Origin of the sequence: Pseudoalteromonas denitrificans DSM 6059 (genome assembly GCF_900112265.1) — a bacterium.
GTDB classification, from domain to species: domain Bacteria; phylum Pseudomonadota; class Gammaproteobacteria; order Enterobacterales; family Alteromonadaceae; genus Pseudoalteromonas; species Pseudoalteromonas denitrificans.
Genome location: NZ_FOLO01000038.1, coordinates 36238 through 49559 on the forward strand (window position 1 = coordinate 36238; position 13322 = coordinate 49559).

Annotated in this window: 14 protein-coding genes; 11 read left to right on the plus strand and 3 right to left on the minus strand. The window is 35.9% G+C overall.

The features are described from left to right. Positions 1-2732 (minus strand): ribonuclease E (gene rne / locus BM088_RS18615; RefSeq protein ID WP_091988158.1); only part of this gene is annotated, 2732 nt, incomplete at its 3' end. A gap of 122 nt (positions 2733-2854) precedes the next feature. Then, a complete protein-coding gene (locus BM088_RS27310) occupies positions 2855-3019 on the minus strand; it encodes a hypothetical protein (protein ID WP_177208102.1) in 165 nt (54 codons plus the stop codon). Positions 3020-3218: 199 nt separating this feature from the next. Between BM088_RS27310 and rluC the strand changes: the two genes are divergently transcribed. Together rluC and BM088_RS18625 are read left to right on the plus strand one after the other, a co-directional pair. Continuing rightward, on the plus strand, positions 3219-4220 hold the full coding sequence (rluC, locus tag BM088_RS18620; protein WP_091988160.1) for a 23S rRNA pseudouridine(955/2504/2580) synthase RluC: 1002 nt from the start codon (positions 3219-3221) through the stop codon (positions 4218-4220). Next, on the plus strand, positions 4210-4848 hold the full coding sequence (locus BM088_RS18625) for an HAD-IIIA family hydrolase (protein WP_091988162.1): 639 nt from the start codon (positions 4210-4212) through the stop codon (positions 4846-4848). Before rluC ends, BM088_RS18625 begins: the two co-directional genes overlap by 11 nt. Positions 4849-4976: 128 nt before the next feature. Here BM088_RS18625 and BM088_RS18630 read toward each other — a convergent pair whose 3' ends face one another. Continuing rightward, a complete protein-coding gene (locus tag BM088_RS18630) occupies positions 4977-5570 on the minus strand; it encodes a Maf family protein (protein WP_091988165.1) in 594 nt (197 codons plus the stop codon). Between the two features lie 115 nt (positions 5571-5685). Between BM088_RS18630 and yceD the strand changes: the two genes are divergently transcribed. The 9 genes from yceD to mltG all read left to right on the plus strand — a co-directional run bounded on the left by yceD (position 5686) and on the right by mltG (position 13179). Continuing rightward, positions 5686-6210, plus strand: coding sequence for a 23S rRNA accumulation protein YceD (yceD, locus tag BM088_RS18635; RefSeq protein ID WP_091988167.1), 525 nt, complete (start codon positions 5686-5688; stop codon positions 6208-6210). A 10-nt stretch (positions 6211-6220) separates the two neighbouring features. Further along, positions 6221-6388 (plus strand): 50S ribosomal protein L32, encoded by a 168-nt coding sequence (rpmF, locus tag BM088_RS18640; protein ID WP_042143954.1) that lies wholly within the window; start codon positions 6221-6223, stop codon positions 6386-6388. A 13-nt stretch (positions 6389-6401) separates the two neighbouring features. After that, positions 6402-7430 (plus strand): phosphate acyltransferase PlsX, encoded by a 1029-nt coding sequence (gene plsX, locus BM088_RS18645; RefSeq protein ID WP_091988170.1) that lies wholly within the window; start codon positions 6402-6404, stop codon positions 7428-7430. A 183-nt stretch (positions 7431-7613) separates the two neighbouring features. Next, complete coding sequence (fabD, locus tag BM088_RS18650; protein WP_091988173.1) at positions 7614-8549, plus strand: ACP S-malonyltransferase; 936 nt, start codon at positions 7614-7616, stop codon at positions 8547-8549. A gap of 20 nt (positions 8550-8569) precedes the next feature. Continuing rightward, entirely contained in the window at positions 8570-9316 is a 747-nt protein-coding gene (gene fabG / locus BM088_RS18655) for a 3-oxoacyl-ACP reductase FabG (RefSeq protein ID WP_091988175.1), read from the plus strand. A 295-nt stretch (positions 9317-9611) separates the two neighbouring features. Beyond that, on the plus strand, positions 9612-9848 hold the full coding sequence (gene acpP, locus BM088_RS18660) for an acyl carrier protein (RefSeq protein ID WP_091988178.1): 237 nt from the start codon (positions 9612-9614) through the stop codon (positions 9846-9848). Positions 9849-9995: 147 nt separating this feature from the next. Then, complete coding sequence (gene fabF / locus BM088_RS18665; protein WP_091988180.1) at positions 9996-11234, plus strand: beta-ketoacyl-ACP synthase II; 1239 nt, start codon at positions 9996-9998, stop codon at positions 11232-11234. 81 nt (positions 11235-11315) lie between these two features. Then, positions 11316-12137, plus strand: coding sequence for an aminodeoxychorismate lyase (gene pabC / locus BM088_RS18670; protein WP_091988183.1), 822 nt, complete (start codon positions 11316-11318; stop codon positions 12135-12137). Between the two features lie 19 nt (positions 12138-12156). After that, the gene (mltG, locus tag BM088_RS18675; protein WP_091988186.1) at positions 12157-13179 is read left to right on the plus strand and encodes an endolytic transglycosylase MltG; all 1023 of its coding nucleotides are present in this window, start codon (positions 12157-12159) and stop codon (positions 13177-13179) included. The last annotated feature ends 143 nt before the right edge of the window (positions 13180-13322 follow it).

A 13322-nucleotide genomic window follows, 5' to 3' on the forward strand; every position in this document is an offset into this window, starting at 1 on the left:
ACAACAGGTGCTTCAACTTTCACTTCAGCAGTAACGGTTTCAACAACAGGTGCTTCAACTTTCATTTCCGCAGTAACGGTTTCAACAACAGGCGCTTCAACTTTCACTTCAGCAGCAACAGTTTCATCAACAGGTGTTTCAACTTTTACTTCAGCAGTAACGGTTTCAACAACAGGTGTTTCAACTTCCACTTCAGCAGTAACTGTTTCTACAACAGGTGCTTCAACTTTTACTTCTTCAGTAATGGTTTCTACAGTATCAATAATAATTGGAGCTTCAATTTGTTGCTCAGCCATTGCTTGATCTGCCACAGGTACGAAAGCCGGGGCTTCAGTTACTTCAAGTTCAATGTTTTTCTCATTTTGTTCTTGAGGTTTACGGCGGCGTTGTCCCGCAGCACGTAAATGACGAGGTGAACGACGAGATCGAGTTCTTGGCTCTTGCTCATCACCGACTACATCAGTACTAACTTCTGGTTCAACCTCTAAAGCTTGAACTGGTTCAACTTTAACAGCTTCAACATCAGTTGTGTTTTCCGCAATAGTTTCTTCAACTTTGATATTAGCAGAGACAGGTTTTTGGCTTACTTTAATATCTCTATTTTCAAGTTTTTCGGTTTTAAGTTTAGGCTTTTCAACTTTTATTGCTTCAACCACTGGAGTTGTAACTTCAACAGAACTCACTTCAGTAGTTGTATTTTTTGCAACTTCAGCTTGTTCTTGAATACGTACTTTTTTACGCGTATTTCTACGTTGGCGACGTTCTTTAACTCTTTGCTCTTTTGGCTCTGGAGCCTTTTCATTTTGAGCTGCTGCAGGTTTACGATTACCCTGATTATTGCGACGTTTATTTTTATTGTCGCGATTTTCATTGCTATCGCTTTTATCACGGTTAGGACGTTTGTTTTCAAAACCTGACTTGTCGTTATCTTCACCTTGTTTTTGACGTTGATTACGGTTTCGCGGGTTTCTGCGTTTATTATCATATTGACGTTTATTACGAGGTGGAGTTTCTACAACTTCAGGCTCTTTAGCTTCAACTTCAGTATTAAATAAAGATTTTATCCAGTTACCTAATTTAGTTAACAGGCCAGGCTCTGAACTTTTTTCGACTGGCGTATTTGGTGTTGGCGCTTTATCTTTTGCGATAACAACATTTTGTAATGCTGGTTGTTCTTTTGATACAGTTTTTGTTTTTACAAATTCAGGAGACGTTTTCTTTGGTTCCTGTATTTGATTAAAGCTAACTGTTTCAATTGTATTATCACTAGTCAAACGTTGTACTTCAAATTGTGGTGTTTCCATATGCTGATTTGGAATGATGATAACTTCACAATCATGATGTTTTTCTATAGAACGTACACTTCGGCGTTTTTCATTTAACAAATAAGCAGCAACTGCAACCGGAACCATAGCGTTCACTTGGGCTGTATTATTTTTTAATGCTTCTTCTTCAATTAAACGTAAAATTGACAGTGCTAAAGATTCATTCGAGCGTACTGTGCCTTGGCCATTACAACGAGGACAAACATGTTGGCTTGCTTCACCTAAAGAAGGGCGTAAGCGTTGGCGAGACATTTCAAGTAAACCAAAGCGAGAAATTTTACCTACTTGAACACGAGCACGATCCGGTCGTACAGCGTCTTTTAATCGATTTTCAACTTCACGTTGATGACGAGGCGGTGTCATATCAATGAAGTCGATTACAATTAGACCACCTAAATCACGTAGCCTTAGTTGGCGAGCAATTTCATCAGCTGCCTCTAGGTTCGTATTTAGTGCTGTTTCCTCAATATCACTGCCTTTAGTTGCTTTAGACGAGTTGATATCAATAGACGTAAGTGCTTCAGTAGGATCAATTACAATAGACCCACCAGAAGGTAATCGTACCTCACGCTGAAAAGCGGATTCAATTTGACTTTCAACCTGATAATGTGTGAAAAGAGGTATTTCACCTTGATAAAGCTTTACGCGGCTCATAAAATCAGGACGAAAACGCTCAATATGGGATTTAGCTTCTTCAAAGACTGATTTTTTATCTATGATGATTTCGCCAATGTCACGACGTAAATAATCACGTATTGCACGAAAAATCACATTACTTTCTTGGTGAATTAAAAATGGTGCTGGGCCTGTTTCAGAAGCAGCTTGAATTGCTTCCCAGTGTAGAATTAAAGAATTTAAATCGTGATTTAACTCCTCAAATGATTTACCAACACCCGCAGTACGAACAATTAACCCCATGCCTTTTGGTAACTCTAAACGGCTTAAACTTTCTTTGAGTTCAGTACGTTCATCCCCTTCGATTCGACGTGAAATACCGCCAGCTCTTGGGTTGTTTGGCATAAGTACAAGGTAGCTTCCAGCAACACTAATAAATGTAGTAAGTGCAGCACCTTTTTGTCCGCGCTCTTCCTTATCTACCTGAACGATAACTTCCTGTCCTTCTTTTACCACCTCTTTAATATTTGGGCGACCTTTGAAAGTATATCCTTTAGGGAAGTAAGTGCGTGCGATTTCTTTTAATGGTAAGAATCCATGTCGGTTAGCGCCATATTCTACAAATGCGGCTTCTAAACTAGGTTCTACACGGGTAATTTTACCCTTATATATATTGGCTTTTTTCTGTTCGTGACCAGGGCTTTCGATATCTAAATCGTAAAGTTGCTGGCCGTCAACCAGTACTACGCGCATTTCTTCTTGCTGCGTAGCATTGATTAGCATACGTTTCATATTGTTACTCTATTTTATTATTTAAAGTCACTTCGCTATTTGAGTTTATCAATATGCGTTCAGTCTGGTTTCTTTTGTCTTATATACAATCTCACGACTGGAGTAACTTAAGAATTACTTTTCTACTTCCCTAAACCTGAATTATATTTCCGGTTTTCAGGGGATCTTTGCTGAACGATATGTTCTCTTTTTTGCGGAGATGACATATTCATTACATTCGCTTTTTGCAGCAGCTGTGTTAAATCTCTTGCTGATATATTACTCGCATCAACGCAATTTAAAGGCACATGACAACCAGATATCTATAAAATCTTTTGGAAAACAGAGTTTGAATCTGTATGATCACTTATCCGGAGTGTGCAGCACAGTATCTGCTTTGGCAAAAAAGCACCAAAATTCCTGCTTTACAGGCAATTTTCAACGGGATTATCCCATTATTCTTAGCCTGTTAGCAACTAAATTATTACTCAAATCAGTGATTATACAATGTCTGAAAAAACACAAGCGTCAGAAAAAACTGGCAGCAAGGTTACTTTTGTAACAATTACCGAAGACCATGAGGGTCAAAGAATTGATAATTTTCTTTTAACTAAGTTAAAAGGCATGCCTAAAAGCGCGATTTATAAAATCCTGAGAAAAGGGGAAGTTCGCGTAAATAAAAAGCGAATTAAACCGCTTTATAAATTAAAAATAAATGATTATGTACGTATTCCACCTGTACGCATTGCTGAAAAAGAAGAGTTTGTACCAAAAAACTTAGATAAAATTGCGAATCTGGAAAGTGCAATTGTTTATGAAGATAAATATTTAATTGTTATTAATAAACCATCGGGTATGGCTGTTCATGGTGGCAGTGGATTAAGTTATGGTTTAATTGAAGCAATGAGAAGTTTACGCCCAAATGAGCGCGCATTAGAACTTGTTCATAGGTTAGATAGAGATACATCAGGTTGTTTGCTGATTTCTAAAAAACGCTCTGTTTTAAAAGGCCTACATGAGCAGCTTAGAGAGAAAACAATGGAAAAAAACTATTGGGCGTTAGTTGATGGTAGCTGGCAAACAAAAGTTAAAAATGTTACTGCACCCCTTAGGAAAAACACTTTAAAGTCGGGTGAACGTATTGTACGTGTAGATGAGACTGAGGGTAAAGCATCTCATACGCGTTTCAAAGTATTGCAAAGGTTTGCGGAATGTACTTTAGTGCAAGCTTCTCCTGTTACAGGGCGGACTCATCAAATTAGAGTACATACTCAATGTAAAGGTCACTCAATTGCGTGTGATGATAAATATGGTGATGAAGGTTTTGATGCTTATATGCGTGAAAAAGGGTTAAATCGTTTATTTTTACATGCGCATGATTTAACTTTTACACATCCTATCACTGAAGAGAAAATGACTGTTGAAGCACCATTGGATAATATTTTGATAAAAACTATCAAAATATTAAAGCAAGAGGTTAATAAAAGAAAAATCGAAAATGAAATATAAATTAGTTATTTTTGATTGGGATGGCACTGTTATGGACTCCATCGCAAGAATTGTTTCATCAATTCAAACGTCTGCTAAAATTTGTCAGTTGCCTGTACCTTCAGTTAATGAGGCAAAAGGAATTATAGGTTTAAGCTTACCAGCGGCGATGGTGCAGCTATTTCCTAAAAATGAAGCACTACACAGTGAATTAATTTTAAATTATAAAGATCAATATATTAATAAAGACACGACTGAGACGCCTTTATTTGATGGTGTTGAAGATTTATTAATCAAACTACAGCAAAAAGGGTATAAATTAGCGATTGCAACAGGAAAAGGAAGGCAAGGTCTCGATAGGCTACTAGCATTAACTCGACTGGGACACTATTTTGATTTTACGCAAAGTGCCGACGATGCTAAATCAAAACCATCTCCTCAAATGTTAATACAAATATTAGAACAATTTCAGTTAACGGCTAAAGATGCTGTCATGATAGGAGATACAAGGATTGATATGTCTATGGCTCAAGCAATTGATATGGATCGAATTGGTGTCACTTTTGGGGTTAATTCAAAAGATGAGTTAAAAGTTCATGAACCTGTTGCGATTGTAGATAGTTTTAGTGATCTTGTGCTGCATTTGTGATCTATATTAGTTTTTTTGACTGAAGATAATAGTCTTGTTGTTATTTTTATTAGCTTAGGTACTAAATTTGAATTGAGAGCCCATCTACAATTGAATGATCATTTGTAGATGGTTTTTCCACATGAAAATTATTTTTGCAGTAATAAAATATCTATATTCCACTCTAACAAAAGCCGATTTAAAGCAATAAGTGGTAAACCTACTAGAGAATTGGGGTCATCTCCAATGAAACGCTCAAATAAACAAATTCCTAAGCCTTCACTTTTAAAGCTCCCTGCACAATTATAGGGTTGCTCTGCTTCTAAATAAGCATCTATTTGTTCAGGTGTTAATGTTTTAAATTGCACTTGAAATTTTTCTACTGTGCTAAGTACTTGCTTCGTTTCAATTTTATAAAGTGCAAGACCAGTTAAAAAAGTGACTTTATTGCCACTGAATTGTGTCAATTGTGCAATTGCAGTTTTTTTATTATGAGGTTTACCAATAATTTCATTTTTAAATACAGCAACTTGGTCAGAACCTATTACAATGCCAGTTTCAAATTGTGTACTTATTGCTTGTGACTTTTCTATTGATAGTCGTTCAACCAATGTTTGGGCTGTTTCATTTTCATAAGCAGTTTCATCAATGTTTGGAGATGCTACTAAAAAAGGAATGTTAAATTTATTTAATAAGGTCTTACGAAAAGGTGAAGTAGAGGCTAAAATGAGCTTTGGAGTCATGATTTGTATTTTATGATTACTTTTTAGCAGAATAAATTGCTAACAAGCGAAATGCAAAGGAAAGTATCATTTTTATTTTGACTATGTAGTTAACTATCTATAAGATGCAGCCCCTATGCAAAAGGTAAAAATTCCTGTAAAAATTAATCCTGCAAAATCTGCTCATCATCAACTATCTTATGATGGTTATATTGAGCAGTCTGAGTTTACCCGTTTAGGGGAAGCTTTAAAGGCATTAGTTGGTCAGATAGAGGTAGAAATTCATTGCAAAGAAGACCATCAAGGTCTGGTTGCTATTTGCGGTAACGTAAAAGCGAAAGCCTTGGTAATATGTCAGCGATGTAATGACGATTTAGGGTTGGATTTGGAGCTGAGCTTTGCTTATTCTCCGATTAAAATGGGTGCTGAGTCTGAAGACTTGCCTGAGCGGTATGATCCGGTTGAGCTTGACGAAGACGGAGAAATCAATATTTATTCTCTTCTTGAAGATGAATTAATATTGATGGTTCCAATAGTACCTACTCATGACGAGGCATCATGCCATTATTCTGAAGAAGCTTTAAGCTTTGGAGAAATTGATGAACAAGATGAAAAACCAAATCCATTTGATATATTGAAACAACTTAAGAAAAATTCTTAGGAGAAGACTTATGGCAGTACAAAAAAGTAAGAAATCTCGTTCAAGACGTGGCATGCGCCGCTCTCATGACGCGATCAGTAACCCAACTTTAACAGTTGATGCAGTTTCAGGTGAGACTCATCGTCGTCATCACGTAACAGCTGACGGTTACTACAAAGGCGTTAAAGTAATTTCTTAACGGAAACTATTTTATGTCTAATAATCTAACCATAGCGTTAGATATAATGGGGGGCGATTACGGCCCCCGTTCATCTCTTCCTGCTGCTGTCGAGGCGGTAAACCTGATAGATCACCTCACTTTAATTTTGTGTGGCAATGAACGCCAAATTCGTTGTGAACTCAAAAAGCTCGATGCACTAACACATCCTCGTATTTTAATTGAACACTGTTCTGAAGTTGTTAACAATGATGATTTACCCTCATCAGCGCTGCGCAATAAAAAAGACTCATCAATGCGTATTTCTTTAGATTTAGTTAAATCTGGCAGAGCTCAAGCATGTGTTACAGCTGGAAATACCGGTGCATTACTAGCGATGGCACACTATGTATTAAAAATGTTACCTGGTGTTAAACGTCCAGCTTTAATTTCTACAGTACCAACTCAAACTCCTAAACCTGTTTATTTACTTGATTTAGGTGCAAATGTTACTTGTGACAGTGAGGTATTATTTCAGTTTGCAGTAATGGGAGCTGTTGTGGCTGAGCAGGCGCAAAATATAGACTCAGCTAAAGTGAGTTTATTAAATATGGGTGCTGAAGAAATAAAGGGACATGAAAGTATTAAAGAAGCGGCTAAATTACTGCAATGTAGTGAACATATAAACTATATTGGGTATAGTGAAGGAAATGATATATTTTCTGGCAAAGCTGATGTCATAGTATGTGATGGTTTTACAGGGAATGTTGCTTTAAAAACCTGTGAAGGTATAGCCAAACTTATCGTACATAAATTAACAAAAGCACTTAATAAAAGCTTATTTAACAAATTTTTAGCCTTATTATTGTTCCCCGTATTAAAAAAACTCTATAAAAGAGTGAACCCCGACCAGTATAACGGTGCAAGTCTGGTAGGATTGCGCGGTATTGTGGTTAAAAGTCATGGAAATGCTTCAAAAAAAGCTTTCTTAGCAGCAATAGAAGAAGCTGTTAGAGAGGTTGAGCGCCAATTACCCGAAAAAATTCGGTATAAATTTGAAGAAATTATAAATAAAAACGCTTAAACTTCTTATCTATTCTTGGGTATTTTTCTCGGGATTATCTTCCGAAATGCATTCACATAATACTGATTTAAAACAACTGATACGGTTTAAGTAAATCGATAAACATAAAATGAGAATTTTTTGGTATTGTCTTTACCTGAAAATCTAGGTTTTATATAAATATAAAATACATTGGATAAAAAAATGTCTGAAAAATTAGCAATATTATTTCCTGGGCAAGGTTCACAGTCAGTAGGAATGTTAGCTGAATTAATTGCATCATCTGACGTCGTTAAAGCAACTTTTAATGAGGCTGCTGATGCTTTAGGTTATGATTTAATTGACTTAGTTTTAAATGGTCCAAGTGAGAGTTTAAATGAAACACACAGAACACAACCTGCATTATTGACTGCTAGTGTTGCTATTTATCGCCATTGGTTAGCTAATAATGGTCAAACACCAGATGTTTTAGCAGGGCATAGTTTAGGTGAGTATTCTGCACTTGTATGTGCTGGAGTGATCTCATTATCAGATGCGGTTAAATTAGTTGAAAAACGTGGTTTATATATGCAAGAAGCCGTACCTGCAGGAACTGGTTCCATGGCTGCAGTGATTGGCTTAGCAGATGATGAAGTGATTAAGGCATGTAAAGCAAGTGAAAAAGGTGAGGTAGTATCAGCTGTTAACTTTAATTCACCAGGACAAGTTGTGATTGCAGGCAGTACAGATGCTGTTGAGCGTGCCTCATTAGCATGTAAAGAAGCGGGAGCAAAACGTGTTTTACCATTGGCTGTTAGCGTGCCATCACATTGCGCATTAATGAAACCAGCAGCACAAAAACTGGCAAAAGATTTGGAAACATTAACATTTAGTAAGCCTGTAGTTCCTGTTATTAATAATGTTGATGTGACAATTGAGACGGATGAAGAGATAATTAAAAATGCTCTAGTTCGCCAATTACATTGCCCTGTTAGATGGACTGAAACCGTACAAAAATTTGCAAGTAATGACATAATTACAAGTTTTGAATTTGGCCCAGGAAAAGTATTGTCGGGGTTAGCAAAACGAATTGATCGATCTGTATCATGTACATCAGTTAATGATGTTGCTTCATTTGAAAAAGCATTAAATACACTTTAATTAAAGTAAGAGTAAAAATTATGAGTAATTTATTTTCTTTAACCGGAAAGGTTATCTTAGTAACTGGCGCAAGTCGCGGCATCGGTAAATCAATCGCACAAATGTTAGTCTCACAAGGCGCCACAGTTGCTGGTACTGCCACAAGTGAATCTGGTGCGGCTAAAATTAGCGAGTACTTAGGCGATTCAGGTAAAGGTTATGCGTTAAATGTAACCGATAGTGATTCAATTAAAGCAACACTCGATGCAATTAAAGCTGATTTAGGTGATTTAGATGTATTAGTCAATAATGCGGGCATTACCCGAGATAATTTATTAATGCGTATGAAAGACCAAGAATGGGATGACATTATAGATACAAACTTAAGTTCTATCTTTCGTTTATCTAAAGCTGTGCTTCGACCTATGATGAAAAAACGTTCAGGTCGCATTATTAACATCGGTTCTGTAGTTGGTATTATGGGTAATGCTGGCCAGGCAAACTATGCTGCTGCAAAAGCGGGAGTGATAGGTTTTACTAAATCTATGGCACGTGAAGTTGCATCTCGTGGTATAACGATTAATGTTGTTGCACCTGGTTTTATTCAAACAGATATGACAAATGAATTAACGGATGATCAAAAAGCGTCCACACTTTCAAATGTACCAGCGGGTCGTTTAGGTAACCCTGATGAAATTGCTGCTGCGGTGACATATTTAGCTTCTGATGCAGCGGCTTATGTAACAGGTGAAACTTTACATGTAAATGGTGGTATGTATATGATTTAAACTTTAATAATTATTTAATTAAATATTCATTAAGTTTATTTAGTTAAACTTTAAGTTTTTACATATAAAACAATTTGTCACAATTTAGATCAATATTCTCATAGTTTTTCTTAAGCTCGCAGCAAAAACACTTGAAATTGCTGCGAAAATAAGCGATAAACTATGAGTTTCTGATTAAAGAGGTTCGACCAGGAAAAAAGTCGGATCAAAGACTTGAATCAGACATTTTAGCAACGTAAACTACGCCACAATCTGAAAAATAACGCACAGGCGTTTTTTAATAAAGGAAAAAAGAATGAGCGATATCCAAGAACGCGTAAAAAAAATTGTAATTGAACAACTAGGTGTTAAAGAAGACGAAGTAAAAAATGAAGCTTCGTTTGTTGATGACTTAGGTGCAGATTCTTTAGATACAGTTGAGCTAGTAATGGCTCTTGAAGAAGAGTTTGATACAGAGATCCCTGATGAAGAAGCAGAAAAAATCACTACTGTTCAATCTGCAATTGATTACGTTCAAGCTCACGCTGAATAATCAAGTTTGTTTTTAAGGGCAGCACTCGCTGCCCTTATTGTATCTATCATAATACGTTCAAGTTAATTAAATAATAATTTTCATTGAAAAATCATTATTTAATCAAATTTATATACTCCCCAATATTTTATTTCTCTGGAGGTCTCTGTGGCTAAACGTCGAGTTGTAGTAACTGGCTTAGGTATGTTAACACCGTTAGGTAATGATGTGACATCAACATGGCAAGGTTTATTAAATGCTAAAAGTGGTATCAATATTATTACTCACTTTGACACCTCTAATTTTGGCACTAAATTCGCTGGAAATATTAAAGAATTTGATGTAACAGAATATATGCCTAAAAAAGACGCTAAAAAAATGGATTTGTTCATTCAATATGGTGTTGCAGCGGGTGTTCAGGCTTTTAAAGATTCAGGTTTAGAAGTGACAGAAGAAAATGCAGGCCGTATTGGTGTTGCAGTGGGTGCTGGCATTGGTGGTTTAGGCCTTATTGAAGATAATCATATAAAAATGCTAAATAGTGGGCCGCGTAAATTGTCACCTTTTTATGTGCCATCAACCATCATTAATATGATTTCAGGTCACTTGTCTATTATGCATGGTCTAAGAGGTCCTAACATCTCTATTGCTACGGCATGTACTACAGGTTTACATAATATAGGGCATGCAGCTCGTATGATAGCATATGGTGATGCAGATGCTATGGTTGCTGGTGGTGCTGAGCGTGCATGTACACCCATTGGTATGGGTGGCTTTAATGCTGCACGTGCATTATCAACCCGTAATGATGATCCCGCTGCTGCATCTCGTCCTTGGGATAAAGATCGTGATGGTTTTGTCTTATCAGATGGCGCAGGTGTGATTGTTGTTGAAGAATATGAACATGCTAAAAAACGTGGCGCAAAAATATATGCTGAATTATCAGGTTTTGGCATGAGCGGTGATGCATATCATATGACTTCACCGCCAGAAGATGGTTCAGGTGGTGCGGCTGCTATGGTCAATGCTTTAAATGATGCAAAAATAAATGCTGATCAAGTAGGTTATATTAATGCACATGGCACCTCAACAAATGCAGGAGATAAAGCTGAAACCGCAGCAATAAAATCAGTATTTGGTGATGCTGCTAAAGATGTAATGGTAAGTTCATCTAAATCTATGATGGGTCATTTATTAGGGGCTGCGGGCTCTGTGGAGTCTATCATTTGTATTTTGGCTTTAGAACACCAAAAAGTAACACCTACGATTAATTTGGATAACCCTGATGAAGGATGTGACCTAGATTATGTTCCTTTTACTGCTAGAGACGCTAAATTAGAATATACTTTATGTAATTCATTTGGTTTTGGTGGCACAAATGGTTCGTTACTTTTCAAAAAAGTTTAAACAAATATTTAGTGTAGGGGTATAATCCCTGCACCAGAGATTATTTTATAAAAGCCTGGCAACTGCCAGGTTTTTTTATACATGACTAAAATAAAAAACCACTATACAAGAATATTAAATAATTCACCGGAACAATCAATTGCATTAAATGATCGTGGCCTTAATTATGGTGATGGTTTTTTTACAACAGCTAAAGTTGTAAATGGTCAGGTGGTACATTGGAATTTTCATAAATTGAGGTTAATTGAGTGTCAACAACGATTGGGCTTTCCTGAATTTAATTTTCAAGATTTAGAATGTGCAATAATAAATTTTTGTTCTGATCAAGACCTTGCTGTTTTAAAGATTTTGATCACTCGAGGTTCTGGAGGGAGAGGTTATGCGCAACCTTTGCAACAAAAGCCTATTCAGGTATTAACTCTGATGCCTTACCCTGATAATTACCAAAATTTGCAACTTTCTGGTTTAGAACTTGAAATATCTCAAATAAAACTAGGGCTGCAACCTTTGCTTGCTGGAATGAAAACGTTAAATCGAATGGAACAGGTTTTGATCAAGCAAGATATTGTAAAAAATCAATGCCATGATGCCCTTGTTCTTGATTTAAATAATAATGTAATAGAAACTTCGATAGCTAATGTCGTGTGTTATGCAAAAGGGCAATGGCTTACGCCTAAATTAGATCTAGCAGGAATAAAAGGTGTTTATCGTGAATATCTCATGTCTAAAATACACTTTGATGAAGTCAATATCTCCGTATCTGAATTCAAAAATATGGACGCTGTTTTTTGTTGTAATAGTTTAATGGGGTTAGTGCCAATAAAATCCGTACAAGAGGCTTCTTTTGATTTAGAATTAGCTTCGCAAATAAAAAAGGACATGATGAGTAATACGAAGCATTAAAATCGTATTAAAAATAATTATGATGAAATTGATTAAGTTAATAAGTTTAAGCTGTGCTGTTTTTGTAGCTGTTGTATTTGTATATATTTATTCACAAATTCAACAAATACAAAAAGAGTCATTAAACCTTACCACATCAAGGTTATTTGAAGTTAAACCTGGTACGGGGCTAAATGCATTATGCGAACAATGGCAGGCTGAAAAATTGACAACAGGATGTTGGCGTTTGCAAATATTAGCTAAGTTAGATCCAAAATTGACAGATATTAAGGCTGGAGTGTATCAATTACAACCAGCCCCATTACTTGATAATTTAAGGCGTATCAATAGTGGTCGCGTTCATTTATTTAGTTTTAGAATTATTGAAGGGGAAAGTTTTTCTCAAGTACTCGCTAATCTCAACAATTTACCTTATATAAAAAAAGTGACCTTATCAAATATGGATGGCTTTTTTGTAAACGCGCTTAATATTAAACAAAATAAAGTAGAAGGCTGGCTTTTCCCTGACACATATTTTTATCAGGCAGGCGATACAGATTTATCATTATTAGAAAGGTCGCATGCATTAATGAAAGCAGCACTTAATGAACTGTGGCAATTAAAAGATAAAAACCTACCTTATTCAAATGCTTATGAAGCATTAATTATGGCTTCAATTATAGAGAAAGAAACGGCTAAAGCCAGCGAAAGGCCTTTGATCGCGTCTGTTTTTATAAATCGTTTACATAAAAAAATGCGCCTGCAAACTGATCCTACTGTAATTTATGGTTTAGCAGAATTATTTGATGGTGATTTAACTCGTGCACATTTAAAGCAATATACGCCTTATAATACATATAGAATAAAAGCATTACCGCCAACACCTATTGCTATGCCATCGTATGCAGCCATCAAAGCAGCTTTATCACCTATGTCTTCAAATTATTATTATTTTGTTGCAAAAGGGGATGGCAGCCACCAGTTTTCAGAAAATTTATCGCAACATAATTCAGCAGTAAGAAAATACCAATTAAAGTTAAAAAAGGGTCGTAATGACAGCTAAATTTATTGTAATCGAAGGACTAGAAGGTGCATTACTTCTTTTTCTCTAAAGATGTAAACTATTTGACAATATTTCTTTTTTTACTATCTTGTAAACAAATAAACAAATAAACAAATAAACAAATAAACAAATAAACAAATAAA

Bases quoted from the DNA above. Each gene is read 5' to 3' on its own strand.
- rpmF (WP_042143954.1), top strand. From the start codon at position 6,221: ATGGCAGTACAAAAAAGTAAGAAATCTCGTTCAAGACGTGGCATGCGC.
- yceD (WP_091988167.1), top strand. From the start codon at position 5,686: ATGCAAAAGGTAAAAATTCCTGTAAAAATTAATCCTGCAAAATCTGCT.
- fabG (WP_091988175.1), top strand. From the start codon at position 8,570: ATGAGTAATTTATTTTCTTTAACCGGAAAGGTTATCTTAGTAACTGGC.
- BM088_RS18625 (WP_091988162.1), top strand. From the start codon at position 4,210: ATGAAATATAAATTAGTTATTTTTGATTGGGATGGCACTGTTATGGAC.
- fabD (WP_091988173.1), top strand. From the start codon at position 7,614: ATGTCTGAAAAATTAGCAATATTATTTCCTGGGCAAGGTTCACAGTCA.
- mltG (WP_091988186.1), top strand. From the start codon at position 12,157: ATGATGAAATTGATTAAGTTAATAAGTTTAAGCTGTGCTGTTTTTGTA.
- pabC (WP_091988183.1), top strand. From the start codon at position 11,316: ATGACTAAAATAAAAAACCACTATACAAGAATATTAAATAATTCACCG.
- plsX (WP_091988170.1), top strand. From the start codon at position 6,402: ATGTCTAATAATCTAACCATAGCGTTAGATATAATGGGGGGCGATTAC.
- acpP (WP_091988178.1), top strand. From the start codon at position 9,612: ATGAGCGATATCCAAGAACGCGTAAAAAAAATTGTAATTGAACAACTA.
- rluC (WP_091988160.1), top strand. From the start codon at position 3,219: ATGTCTGAAAAAACACAAGCGTCAGAAAAAACTGGCAGCAAGGTTACT.
- BM088_RS18630 (WP_091988165.1), bottom strand. From the start codon at position 5,570: ATGACTCCAAAGCTCATTTTAGCCTCTACTTCACCTTTTCGTAAGACC.